Below are 14,853 nucleotides of genomic sequence, written 5' to 3' on the forward strand. Positions count from 1 at the left end.
TAGCACAAGCGGACTAGCCCCTGTGAGCCTATCTCCAACGCATGTTGGGGCTAGAGAGGGCGCTTGCACTTTTCTTATTTCACTACAAAAGTATTGACAACATTCATTAATTCATCAGATAACTCAGATAATACTTGAGCTTCTTCAGAAACTCTTTGTACCGTATTTAATTGAGAGGCAGAAGTGGCTGCTACTGCGCTTGTATTGTCTTTTGAATTGACTGAGAAATCTTCCATATCTTTAACAGCAGACGTTACTTCTTCCATACCAGCTGCCATTTCTTCAATCGTTGCAGAAAGCTCTTGAATTTGTCCTGTCACATGGTGAATGGAAGTTAAAATCTGGCTAAACGATTTTTCTGAATCATTGATCATAACAATTCCGTGATCTACCTCTTCTACAGCGTGAACCATGATATTGACAGATTCGTTTGTATCATGCTGTATATGAGAAATAAGTGTAGAAATCTCTCTTGCAGATGCCTCAGATTGTTCAGCAAGTTTACGTACTTCATCAGCAACCACTGCGAAACCACTACCAGCTTCTCCAGCACGTGCAGCTTCGATAGCTGCATTCAATGCAAGTAAATTCGTTTGGGAGGCAATTCCTGTAATAATCCCTACGATTTCTTCGATTTTGTTGGAATGTTCGCCAAGTAATTTAACAGAAGCTGCAGATTGATTAACAGCTTTACTAATAGCATTCATTTGTGCGACAGATTTATTTGTCGATTCATTACCTCTTTCAGCTTCCTCTGATGCTAAAAGAGAGGATTCTGAAATTTGATTGGACGTCATGGCAATTCGTTGGATACCCATATTCATTTCTTCAATGGTAATTGTACTTTCTTTTGCTTTTTGTACTTGAAGATCAGCGCCACTTGCAATTTCTTGCATGGAAGAAGCTACGTTATTATATGAATCAGAAGCTTCCTGCATATTTACAGATAAAACATGAGCAGTGCGTGAAACACGTGCAGAAACATGCGTTGTACTTTTAATAACAGTTTTTAAGTTTTCAATCATTGCATTAAAGTTTTGTGTGAGCATTCCGACTTCATCTGTTGAAGTAACGGGTAAAGGTTCAAGCTCTAAATTACCTTCTGCGACTTTTTTAGATTGCAAGGAAAGCTGTTGAATAGGTGTTAATTTTTTTCTCAAAAGAGTATACACCGCAATAGATGAACCAATTAAGAAAATAACGGTTATTAATAATATCCATAGGGCTTCAGACATTGCTTTTTTTGTTACCATCGATACATCATAATCAATGGCATAAGCGGCTAGCATTTTACCATTTTCATCTAAGATTGGTGTAAGTCCTGTTTTAAAACTACCAAATTCATCGCTATAAATCGCTGTTGCTGTTGCTTGTTTTGTATCAAAAACTTCTTTAATTCTTCCCAAGAAATCAGGGGATACACCCATAGCAATCATATCTTGGTTATACTCAGCTCCGAGTGCAAGGATACTAGATGAGAGAACAGGTGCATTAATATTTTCCCCATTAACTGTAATTAAAAATAGATTGACAATGCTATCAGAATTATCATTGATCGCATCCATTTCATTTGTTAATCGTAGAGCATTAGGGTTACTATTTGTTGGATTCTCTAATATTGAGTTCAACGTAGTACTATCAATGGTTTTAGCTAGGATCATGCCTTTGTCAGATAGCGATTGATCCATGTCTGTCAGATTACTGTTTCTGACTATATAATAAGAAAGACCTGAGGTAACTAATCCAAATAATAATAAAATACTTACTACTATTGCAGTTAATTTTTTACTAATGGACATTTGCTGCTTCTTGCGTTTTTTCATGCTTTTCCTCCTCATATGATATACCGAATATTTCAAGCTAAGGATAAGAAATGGATAATTTAGTCAATGTACTACACCTTGAAGCTGTTGCTGTTATTCGTAGAAGTCCAGGTGCGTTCTAAATAGTTATAAATGAAGAAATCTAGTTTTTTAGTCTATATATTTTTTAGAATAGGTTAAATATTTACGAAAAATTTACAATAAATAGTATAAAAAAGAGGTATACTTAAATTTTACTTAATTTAAATTGATTAAAAATTTGGGTAAAATGCAAATTTCCAAACTACTGTTAAGTATTTTTACTTATTTTGTCGTGTCTTGTGTGTTAGGGGATATGATAATTTTTATTATGGTAATAAAATGAAAAAAATTTTATATCTTTATTTGAGAATAAAGATATAACTTTTTCTAGTTTGTGTTTATGTCGTGGTTTTCGTTTTTGTTCCTTAAAGGGGGCTCGTAAATTTCACTAGCTATTACAAAGCCGTAAAAATTACGTCTCAACACTTCTTTTTGTAAAGTTGAGTTACTTACAATGAACATACAAAGCAATAACCACTTCTCATCAATATAAAAAAGATGGGAAGTGGTTTTTTGTATGCTAAAACTTAAGGGGATAAATCATCTTAAAATGTTCGACTGTGACTGGTTAAAAAGCTATAGTATTCGAGCAAAAAGTCGCTGCATTCAGTCAATCATTGTGCTGGAACATTAAAATGCACATATAAGGATGTCCTATTTACGCAGTAATACTAAAGCGTATGAAGCACTTAGAATGGGAGAGTCTATACATAAAGAACAATCGAAGGGAAGAGACTCGTGAAGTATATGACAGCTTTTTTCGTGAAATTTGTGATGACTATGGCGGTATTATGGATAGTGTTAGGCTTGTTTTTTAGTATTTCGTTTCGTGATATTTTGATTACAAGTATTGTATTAACTGCTATTGGATTTGTTGGAGACGTCTATTTATTACCACGAACAACGAATACATTAACAGCAATTGCCGACTTTGGTCTTGCTTTTTTTGTAGTATGGATTATGGGGATGTACTTATTCAATGAAACCTATTTAGAAGGCACTGTCATTGCTGCTTTTATGGTATCACTTGTTGTTGTTGTTGGTGAGGCCTTTTATCATAATTATTTTAGAAACCAAGTCATTAAAAATGACGAGAAGCACCAGGACTATGCAAGAAATCACAATCTCCAAACGGAATTTGCTGAGGAATTTGATCGTGATTTAGATAAGGATATAAAAAAGTGAAACGTCAAGCAGTGGGAGATGGCGCTCTTCGTTGGCGTCACCAGTCCCTTGTTTTCCTTGAACGAATCAGGCGCATCAATAGGTCAAACGGAAAAATAACTAATAAAATGATTCGGTATAACATACAGTGTTAGGGAGTATATGGATAAGGAGATGTGTATATAGCTGGATAATTACTTGAGTAGTGCCATTTTCGAACATCGATTTTGGCTCCATATATTAGCTGATCATTCTCGGTTTATTCATGATTCACTCTATCCTTCTGAACAGGAGGATATTGCAAAAGCTACTCATTTTATTCAGCAATTCGATCAACTATTAAATCAAGTAAAGGCACTTAACGAAACAAATAGTATTGCTTTTGCACATACTGTGGAGGAAGCAGTCAAACAATTAAAAGCATTCAAACTATCCATTATTAAACGCCATCTAGCTGGGAACATGAAAATCCACCTTCCGCCTTCTTTCATCAACCATATGGTCAATGAATTAGAAGAATATGAACGCCTATTAACCTATTTAAAGCAAGGGAAAATTCCTCCGCTATTTCATGAATTACATCATCATTTGCTTTGGCTTTTGGATGCTTCGGGTCATGCAGGTGCCATTAATGACCGGATGGATGCTGTGGAAAAAAGGTTAAAGGAGAAAAGCGCTACCTTTACGAAACACTTTAATCAATTTTACTTGAAAGCTGTTGAGTTAACAGGTTTTTTGCGTACAAATGTAAGTAAATTCCCCGCATTACACAGATTCAATCAGGATGTGGAGATTGAAGTTAAATTATTTAAAACCTTTTTGAAAGAGCTAGAAGAGATGGAGCTAAGCGCAGAAGTTTTAGGAACATTTACTGTCTCAATGGCGGATCATATGGCAAGGGAAGAGCAATATTATTTAACTAAAGTTGCACAGTCGACTAGTAAAGGGAGTAAGTAATTGATTCAAAATGTTATTCATAACCCATCGTAATCCACATCTCTCAAGGGAAATCTTGAGAGGTGTTTTTTTATTGCGGATTATTCGCTTTATAGTGTCTATTAATCAAAAAAGGTATGGAACTTAATAGAATTAGAAATAATGAATTTATCACCAAAATTAGGTTGTAGATGGGCGAGTAAAAAACGACAATCACTGAACTTTTTATAAAGACGTTAAGTATGAAAGTGAAACATCGCTCAACATATAAAAACCATTTGCGGTAGATAGACAACATAAAGATTGTGAGGAAGATGGGCAATTGGAACAGATAAAAAAGATTGAATCACTGAACTTTTGGTCGGGTATTTTATTTGGCTTAGGTTTAGTGGCATTTATTGATGAAACAGTATTTCACCAGCTTTTACATTGGCATCATTTTTATGATAAATCAACAAAATCCATAGGGCTTATATCAGATGGTTTGTTTCATGCGTTTAGTTGGTTTGCGACAGTAGCTTCACTTTTTATGGTGGCACATTTACGCAGGAGTAGTGCTTGGCAGAGAAAGCGGTGGTTCGGTGCCTCGCAGCTTGGTGCGGGCACATTTCAGCTGTATGACGGCATTATTCAGCACAAAATATTTAGGTTACATCAAATCCGTTATCATGTAGAGATTTTTTATTATGACCTTGTATGGAATATACTTGCAGTCATCATGATTATCGTTGGTCTCGTCATATTAAAACAAGTGAAAAATCAAAAGGTGGTGCATGGAATATGATGTTTTTACATATACACCACACACCGTATCAGTCGGTCAGCATAGTAGGCGGTGCATTCATCTTTTTAGTGTTAGCTACTTTATATATCGGCACTGTTTTTTTAAACTATTCGAAAAAGCGCCCCTGGTCACTTTATCGCATCCTATTTTGGGTAGGCGGTGTATTGGCTATTACGTTTTCCATTGCTGGACCATTGGCAGAAAAAGCGCATCATAGCTTTGTAGCGCATATGTATACACATTTACTATTAGGGATGATAGGTCCATTATTCATCGTACTAGCAAAGCCAATGCTCCTCGTATTAAGGACATTACCTGTATCACTTGCACGGGTATTGACGCAATTTTTAAAGAGTGCCCCTGCCCGCTTTATTAGCCATCCAGTGACAGCTACGATTTTAAATATTGGCGGTCTGTGGGTGCTGTATACAACGGATCTATATGTATGGATGCATACGTCGTTACTTGTTTTTATCGTTGTACATGTGCACATTTTCTTAGCGGGCTATGTATTTACGACAACGCTTATTTCTGTGGATTTCTCCCCACATAAAGCACCTTTTCACCTACGTGCTGTTGTACTTATAGTAGCGATTGCCGGACATAATATTTTAGCGAAATGGATTTATGCGAATCCACCGTCTTCAGTAGAGCGATTACAAGCGGAGGAAGGTGGCGTATTCATGTATTACGCTGGGGGAATAGTTGAAATCATCTTAATTATTCTTTTATGTTATGAGTACTATAAGACGGTTAAACCTATTCATCTACAAAAAAGTAAACTATCACATACGTCCCTATAAAATAAATGAACGTATGTATGTCTATATCTGCTAAGTAGACAGTGTAAGGAACAATTAAACAAGGAAAAGTTAATTTTTCTATATAAATTGACTATAATAAGCAAAAAAAAGTTGATTGGGTGTTTGTATGGAGACAATTGTCAAAGTAGAGCGTATTGTAATCGAAAACTTAAAAAATGTCGCGTTTGGGGAAATCCAATTGCATGTCGATTTTAAACATATGAGAAAAGCGAACGTAATGGGATTGTACGGACAAAATGGTTCTGGCAAGACAACGGTTGTCAATGCGTTTGAGCTGCTTAAAATATTACTGTCGAGTGCGGTAACCGAAGAAAAGTTACCGCCTATAGCGAAGCATTTGATTCATATTGAAGCAGAGCGAGCGAAATTAACATTCGATTTTCTTGTGCGCAATCAATGCGGGGAATTTTTTGTTCAATATCATGTGGAGTTAGTGCGCGGAGTGAGCAGACTGTACCCGGTTGTGGAGGAGTTACATTACCGTGAAAATGCGCCGCGAAAGCGCATGAAACTGCTCGCGAAGAAAGATGGGCAACATATTCAAATTCGTACGCAAACAGTAGAAGAAATGAAACAACAAGATAAAATAGCGGTCATGGTAACGAACCAATTGTCTGAGAGAGAAAGTACTTCTTTTCTTTTCCATAAAGAGCTACAGCCGATGTTGGAAAGCTATTTAAAGGAAGTGGAGTGGCAACTCATTCAAAGCTTAACACAGGATTTTAATCGTGATTTGTATGTCATTAATAATGAAAATATCGGTTTTGTTATGACGAAATATTTGATGCCATTTAGTGTTTACTTAGAACAGTCACGCGGCATGATTCCATACAATTTATCGGAGCCTGCGCTATTACCGAAGCCATTGTATGACACACTCTGTCAGGTCATTGAACAAATTAACTATGTGCTGTCGGCTGTTATTCCAGGATTAAAAGTGGAAGTGCGCGAAATAGCAACCCAGCTGTTAGATAATGGCGAACAAGGGGTACGATTCGAATTTTTATCGAATCGAAACGGGCGTGTGTTGCCGTTGCGAACAGAGTCAGAAGGTATTTTGAAAATTATTGCTGTACTAAGTGCTCTTGCGGCTGCTTATAATAAGCCAAATGCTTGTATTGTTATCGATGAGCTAGATTCGGGTGTATTCGAGTATTTATTAGGTGAATTATTGAAAATCATTGCAGAAGCCGGGCAAGGACAGTTATTTTTCACATCCCATAATTTACGCTTACTGGAAGTGTTAACGACTAAAGATTTATGGTTCACAACGTCCAATGAGCAGAGACGATACATTCAGCTAAAAGGGGTGAAAACACTTCATAATACACGTGATGTGTATTTACGTGCGATTCAGCTAGGGGGACAAGACGAGTCCGTTTATGAAGACACGAAATCATTCCATATTAAGAAAGCTTTTTGGAAAGCGAGGAGGGGTGAAGAGTGAAAAAAGTCATTTTAGTCATTGTGGAAGGACAGACAGAGGAAGCGATTTTTTACGATTATTTGCAAGAGCGCTTTAAGGATATAGAAGTGAGAATTCATGTACAAGCGGGAGATGTGTTGTCGGATTTACGAAATAAGAAAAATATTAAAAAAGTAGTCGGACAGTTAATCAGAAATTACTTGGAGAAATATCGTTTTTTACCGCATGATGTATTAGCGGTGCTTCATTTTACCGATACAGATGGTTGCTTTGTGGTAGATGATCAAGTCGTCGTGGATAGCACGGCGGAAAAGAATTTGTTTTATGATGAGGAAAGCATTGTTGTACCGGATGACAATAAAAAGCAGATGATTCAACAGCGAAATGAACAAAAGGCGCAAAACATTCGTATTTTGTTTGCAGATCATCATTTTTCCATTAGATCCATTAAAATTCCGTATCAGCTGTATTATTTTTCAACGAACTTAGATCATGTATTGTGGGACGAGCGCAATACGAAGGGCTATGAAAAACTTGAAAAAGTAGACCAATTTTTAGAGCAGTTCCATGCGAATATTGATCAGTTTTTATGGCAATTTGTAGAGGGAAAGCAAGAAGGCGTATACACAGATAAATATAAGCACTCCTGGGAGTATATTATGAAAAGTAATCACTCCTTAAGCCGCAAAACGAATATGCCGTTCCTTTTAGAAATGATTGATTCCCTATCATCCGAACCCTTTTCCTCAAATTGAGCGGAGAGGGTTTTTGTGATTTAAAATCCAAGAACATGGAATGTACATGTTCAGGATGGCATATGGTAGTCGAAGAGGGGGAAGTGTATGCAAATTCATGTTGTACAACCGGGGCAGTCACTCTATGGTATCGCTCAGGCATATCGTACGACAGCCCAGGCGATTGCACAGGCAAATGAATTGCGGAATCCGAATCAACTTGTTGTGGGACAGGCACTTGTCATACCGATATATGGCAGCTTTTATTGGGTGCAACCGGGAGATAGTCTATATCGCATTGCGCAACGTTTCGGCTTAGAAGTCAATACGTTAGCGCAAATTAATCGGCTTAATGTAAATGCGCCTTTAGCGATTGGCATACAATTATATATTCCACCACGTCCTAAAACAGAAATAGAGGCACTCGCATTTTTAGAACCACGTGGCGATGAAATCAGTGCGCTATTACTCCAACAAGCAATGGATGCCAGCAGAAATCTCACGTATTTAAGTTTATTTAGCTTAGAAGCAAAGCGAGATGGCAGTCTTCGTACACCACCGAGCAACGGAATAGAAAATATTGTGGAAACGACAGGTGCTGCTGTGATGTTAGTCGTGACCAATTTAGAGGCAGGACAGTTTAGTGGGGAATTAATGCGTGATATTTTACAAAGTATCGCTGTTCAAGAGTTAATGTTAGAAAACATTATTTCATATGCAGAGCAGCTAGGTGGGGTAAAGGCTGTCATGTTTGATTTGGAGCATATACCAGGCGATCAAAAAACGGCGTATAATCAATTTTTACAACGGGCAGTCGAGCGCCTGCATGAGGTAAACCTTGTTGTGTGTGTTGCACTAGCACCGAAAACACGTGCAGACCAACCAGGTGAATGGTTTGTTGCGCATGATTACAAAGCAGTTGGGCAAATAGTCGATTTTGTGATGCTCATGACGTATGAATGGGGTTATTCGGCTGGTCCGCCGCTCCCTGTATCACCTATTAAAGAAGTAGAGCGTGTATTAAATTATGCCGTGACGGAAATGCCACCAAATAAAATTATTATGGGCCAAAATTTATACGGCTATGATTGGACATTGCCATTTGTGCCAGGAGGGGCTTATGCACGCGCCGTTAGCCCACAAGCCGCGATTCAACTTGCGGTCCGCTATAATGCAAGTATTCAATATGATACGACAGCCCAGGCGCCGTTTATTGAATATGTAGATGATGAAGGAAAAGAGCATATCGTCTGGTTTGAAGATGCTCGATCAATCCAGGCAAAATTTCTGCTTTTAAAAGAGTTCAAACTGCGCGGGATTGGTTACTGGAAGCTCGGCTTATCATTCCCACAAAATTGGCTACTGCTTGAGGAGTATTTTACTATCAAGAAGGTTTAAAAATGAAAAGGCTGACCGAATGAGTTAGCCTTTATTTTTTATTCATGCAGGAAAAATTTATGCTTTTATATAATACTAGATTAGTAATCTTATAAAAGGAGGCGTTAGTTTGCGCGTAGTAAAATGGGTAGCAATCTTACTATTAACATTTCAACTAGTAGTGAGTCCAGCAGCAGCTATGACGGGCAATAAAGGGGAGCCAGCACATTATGTGGCATTGGGTGACTCACTTGCAGCAGGGATAATTGAAACAGGTGAAATTGGACAAGGGTATGCGGATTATTTAGCACAAATGTTAGAGGAAGAAAACTTACTGGCATCGTATAATAAAGGATTTGCTTTTCCTCGTTATACGACAGATGATGTGTTAAAAGAGCTAAAATCAGATGTGGTCAAACCTTCTTCTGAAACAGCCGAGCAAGTATCGCTGTTAGATGAAGTGAAAAAAGCGGATGTAATTACGATTAGTATTGGTGCAAATGATGTGTTAAAAAATTTAACACGTAATGAAGCCGGCGAAATGCAATTTGATGTACAACAAGTGACGCAAGCCATTGAGCGAGTAGTGGCTAATTATGACGCGATTTTAAAGCGGATTGGCCAATTAAATCCGACAGCAGATGTATTTGTGATGGGGTATTATAATCCATTCCCGTATGTAGAAGATGCGACGAAGCAATTAAACCTACTTGTGATGATGATGGATACAGCGATTCAGCAAGTAGCCGAAGTAAACGACATGTATTTTGTCAAAGTGGCAGATGTGGTAGCATCGAATGTTAAAGCGTATTTACCGAATCCACAAAATATCCATTTAAGCGAGGCAGGATATGAGGCAGTGGCGGAACAATTTGCCGAGCCGGTACTTGAATATATTAGGCTAATGCCGCTACCAGAAGTATTACCTGATTTTACGGATATTCCACAAGATAATTGGGCATATCCTTATGCGGTGGATGTAGCGAAATACGGCTTAATGAAAGGGTATAGCGATGGTGCATTTAAGCCGAATGATTCGTTAACACGTGTGCAAATTACATCAATTTTAGCTCGTGGGTTACAACTAGAAGCGACAATTGCAGCGCCATTTAAAGACATGACAACATATGCAATCGAGACACAAGCGGAAGTAGCGGCAGCATATGAAGCAGGAATTGTCAAAGGAGTAGAGCCATTATTTAAGCCGAGTGAAAAAATTACACGTGCTGAGGTTGCGATGATGATGCACCGAGCATATATTCATATCACAGGGGAACAATATGAGCCAACACAAGTAGCGCCATTTACAGATATTGAGACATATAACGATGAATACAAACAGGCGATTACGTTCTTATATGATTTTGACATTGCGACGGGTGTAGGGAACACAGGGAAATTTAATCCGACCGGTTATTTAACACGCGCGCAAGCAGCAAAAATCATGGTGAACTTCTACGAAACAGTTGTGTTAGAAGATTAAAATAAGCGGCGAGGAAAGATGGGGAATCTTCCTCGTCGCTTCTTTTCACGGATAGAAATCCGCTCAATATATATAGCAGAAGGGGTATTCTGCTGGGGATAATGAAGTTATATACTTATTCCTTCCATTTTAAACCTTCAAAGAAGCGATAAACTTCTTCAAATACTAAATCGCGTTCTTGACCTAATGTTAAAATGTGACCAGAATTGATAAATGTTTTAACCGATTTAATACGTGATTTGACAGAGCTGTAAATCAAATCTGCACTTTCACAATAGTAGTCATCATCTTGTAAACCGCGTAAAATATGCACCGGTATTTGGATAGTATCTAATTTGCTACTCGTATCATTAATCATTCCTTGTAAATAGTCAAGTGAAGGCATTCGAACTAAATCCGCAACGCGTTCTGGTTGATCTTCGGTTGGGTTATAAGTACCTGCTAGCTTTTTGTAATTAATAGCATACTCTACGATGCGCTGTTGTAAGCTTTCAGGACTTTTAGCGATTGCTGGTGCAGACATTGTGACAATGGCTTTTGTTGGACGTTCAACACCAAGTTTTAATGAGAAAATACCACCAAGTGATACACCGGCAACGGCAATTTCTTCATAGCCTAAGTTACGTAAAGTATCGTAACCTTCAATTACGCTATCCCACCATTCAGTTGGGTTTGTTTGAATTAATGTTTTTGGATCGACGCCATGCCCTTTATAAAGTGGTGCATGTACTGTATAGTTGCGATCTGTTAAATATCGACCAAGACGCTTTACATCGTTTGTATTGCCAGTAAAGCCATGTAATAGTAGTACGGCGCGCTTACCAGCCTCAAATGTAAATGGTTTCGGTGGAATGATTTTCATTTTAATACAGACTCCTTTTAAATACGTGATAAAATGTGTTTGTTTGATGTAAGGAAATGTGACAATCAATCGAAAATTCAGAAAAAATGGTTGTAATTTTTAAAAAAATTTGATATGAATTCATTTCTTTATTGCTATTATAGTAGTATAAATACATAAGTACAATTTATTATTTCTATTATTTCAATAACATTTAGTTATCATTCTTAATGAGCAAAAATGCACCCTAAAAACACCATTTAAATAGTGAAAGGTATGTATCATAGCCTCCGCGCTTTGCCACAGCCTACACAGGAGCTAAAACAGGCGTGGCCTGTTTGGATCTCCTGTTACGGCTCCTGTGGCTATGGCGCGCTACGGCAAAAGTCAATGCTTCTCGATGTGCTAGAAAAATAGTTCTCTTATCTAAAAGAATTCATTTTCTTTTTATTTGCAATTGTAATTATCCAACCTCTACCGTCATGAATGAGTATCTTTTTTATTTTTAGCTAGATGTATTGATTAACAAAATATTTCCTTTATAGAAGCGTGTTTTTTAGCAAAAAGTGATCAAAAATGACTTGCCAGTTGATTGCAGCGGAATCGGCGAGACTCCTACGGGAATAGCAATAAAGGAACGAAGGCTAAAACCGTCACGTCCTGTGACAACGCCTTCGTGACCAACATCGTGTTGGCCTGAAGACCCCGCAGGAAATTTATTTGCGACGAAAGCGTAGCGACAGGAGCACCGAGGAGGCTGAAGCCATGCCCGTGGAAAGCGAGCCGAATGGAGCGGAAATCAACGGTTAACACAATGGTAATATATGTTTCAGGAGTTGCTCATTCTAAGTTATAAATAAAAGGAGCCCTTTATGGAGATTCAGCAGTTGCAATATTTTAAAACAGTGGCGCAGTTACAGCATATGACACGTGCTGCCGAGAAGCTAAGTATTTCACAGCCTGCACTAAGTAAATCGATTTCAAATATAGAACAAGAACTTGGTGTGCCGCTGTTTGATCGGCAAGGGCGTTCGATTTATTTAAATCGTTACGGCGAATTGTTTTTAGAAAGCGTGGAAGTTATTTTAGCGGAATATGCAAAAGTAATGCAGGAATTTGGCGATATTACAAAACCAGGACATGGTGAAGTAGCTTTTGGTTTTATTCATACACTAGGAATGGAAGTTGTGCCAGAGTTAATGGCTGTTGTAGCGGACGTATACCCGAATATGGAATTTTCATTAACACAAGCAACGTCATTGAATTTATTGAAGCGTCTGGAAGAAGGCGCAATTGATTTGTGCTTATCGCAAGAAATTGAGTCGAAGTTGATTGACATTGAGTGGGTGGAATTATGGAGTGAGGAATTGTATGTCATCGTTCCTGCTGGGCATCCACTAGCGAGTAAAGATAGGATTGCATTGCACGAAATTAAAGATGAGCCTTTCATTTCTATTAAAAGAGGAAACTCCCTTCGCCAATTTATTGATAAGCGCTTAAAAGAAGCCGGAGTTGTGGCAAAGACGACGTTTTCGGGGGAGGAAATGCACACATTGGCTGGATTTGTAGGAGCCGGGTTAGGTGTATCCATTATTCCGAATATTAAAGGGCTTGAGAATTACAACATTAAGAAAATTTCGGTCAGTTATCCGAGTTGTGTACGGAAAATTGGACTTGCTTGGGCAAAAGGACGTTATTTGTCACCGGCAGCGAATGAATTTAAAGAGTTTTTAATTGAGTACTTTAGAGGAGAATCGTAATGGATGAGCAATCAATATTTCAATTAGCTGGCAAGGAATTATATGAAACGTTTTTAAAGGCATTAGCAGAAGATGTGCCATCAATGTATGCTGTGGCGATGGTGCTGAAAGAGAAAGAATGGGCGAAAGAAGCGGTTTCTTGGCTGACAAAGGCTGCGAATCAGCACTATGCACCTGCACAATATGAATTAGCGAACTGCTATTACGCAGGCCATGGGGTACAAGTCAATGAGCAGAGGGCGTTTGAGCTGTATACGTGTGCCGCAACGCAAGGTCATGCCGATGCGGCAAATAATTTAGCGGATATGTATTTCAATGGTGAATCCGTTGAGGTGAACGAAGAACAAGCATTTTACTGGTTTACGTATGCAGCAGAAAAAGGCATAGTAGAAGCGATGTTTACATTAGGTATCATGCATGAGCAAGGGCTTGGTACACAAGTAGATGAAGAACGCGCCTATTATTATTATGAGAAATCAGCAACAGCAGGCTATGATGATGCACAGTACCGCATGGGCTGTATTTATTTAGACGGTTTACTTGGAAAAGCGCAAGACGGACAACAAGCGTTGACATGGTTTGAAGCGGCAGCCGAGCAGTTTCATATTGATGCCATTTATAATTTAGGGTATTTATATGAAAAGGGAATCGCTGTTACACAAGACGGCACTAAGGCAATCGCCTATTATAAGCAGGCAGCACTACTCGGGGATTACCAAGCAAAGGTAAACTTAGCGTATATGTACGAAACAGGCGAGTGTGTACCAGTTAGTGTCGAAGAGGCGACTAAATGGCACGAAGCAGCCCAAGACCAACTAGAAGAAGGATGTCAGGAATGGTAGGAGAATAGACAAAGCAGTGCAACAAAGACTCAGGTTGAATGGATAAAGAAGCGTCTCATATAACACATAAAAAAACTTTTCAGGTAGAATGATAAGTATGAAATTATAGCAAAGAGGTGATGTTGTAATGGCAAATGCATCCTCAGAAACGACTATCCATCATATAGAGCATATTAGCGCATTACGTGGGATTTTACAGGAACAACAACAAGATGTAGCAGAGTTAAGGGCAATGATGAAGCGATTTGAATCGTATAAAGATGTCGGTATGGATTTGATTGGGGCAAAGAAATATACAGAAAAAGTAGTAGAAATTCAAGATGCTCAAAATAATCGGTTTCGCAAGCTAGATGAAATCATCTTCCATAATCGAAAAGAACTAAAAAGCGGAGAAACGGCGTATAGTACGCTGTTGACTTATGGAAAGGAAGTACGGAAGTTAGAGGCTGGTTTACGCACATTGCGATTATTTACACAGGATGTGATTGATATGCTCGTGCAAAATAGTACGGTCATGAATCGAGCAGACGATCGAATCGCTTATTTTGAAAAACGTGTAGCTACTTTAGAAGTTGAGATACAGCAATGGATAGAGAAATTGGCACCTTAAGATTTAAGGTGCCAATTTTTGTTCTTTCGTCTATTTGTGTCGCATATACAGTATTGTTTATGTCGTTAGGTATAGGTCTAAAGTATTTATATAGCACTTTTTGGAAATTAAAAATGAATAATAGTTCTTTCTGTAGATTTATATAGGACAAATTGATGGGAGACTAAT

Annotated in this window: 13 protein-coding genes; 11 read left to right on the forward strand and 2 right to left on the reverse strand. The window is 38.2% G+C overall.

What is annotated here, in order from left to right; genetic code table 11:
* Positions 1 to 74 precede the first annotated feature (74 nt).
* Positions 75 to 1,823: a methyl-accepting chemotaxis protein gene (locus AAGS61_RS18045; protein WP_391375130.1), complete on the reverse strand. Its 1,749-nt coding sequence runs from the start codon at positions 1,821 to 1,823 to the stop codon at positions 75 to 77.
* Positions 1,824 to 2,651: 828 nt separating this feature from the next.
* Between AAGS61_RS18045 and AAGS61_RS18050 the strand changes: the two genes are divergently transcribed.
* The 8 genes from AAGS61_RS18050 (at position 2,652) to AAGS61_RS18085 (ending at position 10,632) form a co-directional block, all read left to right on the forward strand.
* A complete protein-coding gene (locus AAGS61_RS18050; protein WP_391375290.1) occupies positions 2,652 to 3,089 on the forward strand; it encodes a YndM family protein in 438 nt (145 codons plus the stop codon).
* Between the two features lie 165 nt (positions 3,090 to 3,254).
* Positions 3,255 to 4,025, forward strand: coding sequence for a DUF2935 domain-containing protein (locus tag AAGS61_RS18055; protein ID WP_391375293.1), 771 nt, complete (start codon positions 3,255 to 3,257; stop codon positions 4,023 to 4,025).
* Between the two features lie 301 nt (positions 4,026 to 4,326).
* Positions 4,327 to 4,788, forward strand: a complete 462-nt coding sequence (locus AAGS61_RS18060; protein ID WP_391375133.1) for a DUF2243 domain-containing protein — start codon at positions 4,327 to 4,329, stop codon at positions 4,786 to 4,788.
* The gene (locus AAGS61_RS18065) at positions 4,785 to 5,591 is read left to right on the forward strand and encodes a cytochrome c oxidase assembly protein (RefSeq protein ID WP_391375135.1); all 807 of its coding nucleotides are present in this window, start codon (positions 4,785 to 4,787) and stop codon (positions 5,589 to 5,591) included. The genes AAGS61_RS18060 and AAGS61_RS18065 overlap by 4 nt, the downstream gene beginning before the upstream one ends.
* Positions 5,592 to 5,718: 127 nt before the next feature.
* Entirely contained in the window at positions 5,719 to 7,059 is a 1,341-nt protein-coding gene (locus AAGS61_RS18070) for an AAA family ATPase (protein WP_391375138.1), read from the forward strand.
* Positions 7,056 to 7,793, forward strand: coding sequence for a hypothetical protein (locus AAGS61_RS18075; RefSeq protein WP_391375141.1), 738 nt, complete (start codon positions 7,056 to 7,058; stop codon positions 7,791 to 7,793). Before AAGS61_RS18070 ends, AAGS61_RS18075 begins: the two co-directional genes overlap by 4 nt.
* An 87-nt stretch (positions 7,794 to 7,880) precedes the next feature.
* Complete coding sequence (locus AAGS61_RS18080) at positions 7,881 to 9,170, forward strand: LysM peptidoglycan-binding domain-containing protein (protein WP_391375144.1); 1,290 nt, start codon at positions 7,881 to 7,883, stop codon at positions 9,168 to 9,170.
* A 109-nt stretch (positions 9,171 to 9,279) separates the two neighbouring features.
* Positions 9,280 to 10,632, forward strand: coding sequence for an S-layer homology domain-containing protein (locus tag AAGS61_RS18085; protein WP_391375147.1), 1,353 nt, complete (start codon positions 9,280 to 9,282; stop codon positions 10,630 to 10,632).
* Between the two features lie 115 nt (positions 10,633 to 10,747).
* Here AAGS61_RS18085 and AAGS61_RS18090 read toward each other — a convergent pair whose 3' ends face one another.
* A complete protein-coding gene (locus tag AAGS61_RS18090; RefSeq protein WP_391375150.1) occupies positions 10,748 to 11,494 on the reverse strand; it encodes an alpha/beta hydrolase in 747 nt (248 codons plus the stop codon).
* A gap of 851 nt (positions 11,495 to 12,345) precedes the next feature.
* On the opposite strand from AAGS61_RS18090, the gene AAGS61_RS18095 reads away from it, so the two are divergent.
* From AAGS61_RS18095 to AAGS61_RS18105, 3 genes are all read left to right on the forward strand, one after another.
* Entirely contained in the window at positions 12,346 to 13,233 is an 888-nt protein-coding gene (locus tag AAGS61_RS18095; RefSeq protein ID WP_391375153.1) for a LysR family transcriptional regulator, read from the forward strand.
* Positions 13,233 to 14,075: a tetratricopeptide repeat protein gene (locus AAGS61_RS18100; protein ID WP_391375155.1), complete on the forward strand. Its 843-nt coding sequence runs from the start codon at positions 13,233 to 13,235 to the stop codon at positions 14,073 to 14,075. The genes AAGS61_RS18095 and AAGS61_RS18100 overlap by 1 nt, the downstream gene beginning before the upstream one ends.
* Before the next feature lie 127 nt (positions 14,076 to 14,202).
* On the forward strand, positions 14,203 to 14,685 hold the full coding sequence (locus AAGS61_RS18105; protein WP_391375158.1) for a hypothetical protein: 483 nt from the start codon (positions 14,203 to 14,205) through the stop codon (positions 14,683 to 14,685).
* Positions 14,686 to 14,853 lie beyond the last annotated feature (168 nt).

It is taken from the genome of Lysinibacillus sp. KU-BSD001 (assembly GCF_042920265.1).
Lineage (GTDB): Bacteria > Bacillota > Bacilli > Bacillales_A > Planococcaceae > Lysinibacillus_B.

Excerpts from the sequence above, each read along its gene's own strand:
- AAGS61_RS18045 (WP_391375130.1), bottom strand. The coding sequence starts at position 1,823 with ATGAAAAAACGCAAGAAGCAGCAAATGTCCATTAGTAAAAAATTAACT.
- AAGS61_RS18050 (WP_391375290.1), top strand. The coding sequence starts at position 2,652 with ATGACAGCTTTTTTCGTGAAATTTGTGATGACTATGGCGGTATTATGG.
- AAGS61_RS18065 (WP_391375135.1), top strand. The coding sequence starts at position 4,785 with ATGATGTTTTTACATATACACCACACACCGTATCAGTCGGTCAGCATA.
- AAGS61_RS18070 (WP_391375138.1), top strand. The coding sequence starts at position 5,719 with ATGGAGACAATTGTCAAAGTAGAGCGTATTGTAATCGAAAACTTAAAA.
- AAGS61_RS18080 (WP_391375144.1), top strand. The coding sequence starts at position 7,881 with ATGCAAATTCATGTTGTACAACCGGGGCAGTCACTCTATGGTATCGCT.
- AAGS61_RS18090 (WP_391375150.1), bottom strand. The coding sequence starts at position 11,494 with ATGAAAATCATTCCACCGAAACCATTTACATTTGAGGCTGGTAAGCGC.
- AAGS61_RS18095 (WP_391375153.1), top strand. The coding sequence starts at position 12,346 with ATGGAGATTCAGCAGTTGCAATATTTTAAAACAGTGGCGCAGTTACAG.
- AAGS61_RS18100 (WP_391375155.1), top strand. The coding sequence starts at position 13,233 with ATGGATGAGCAATCAATATTTCAATTAGCTGGCAAGGAATTATATGAA.
- AAGS61_RS18105 (WP_391375158.1), top strand. The coding sequence starts at position 14,203 with ATGGCAAATGCATCCTCAGAAACGACTATCCATCATATAGAGCATATT.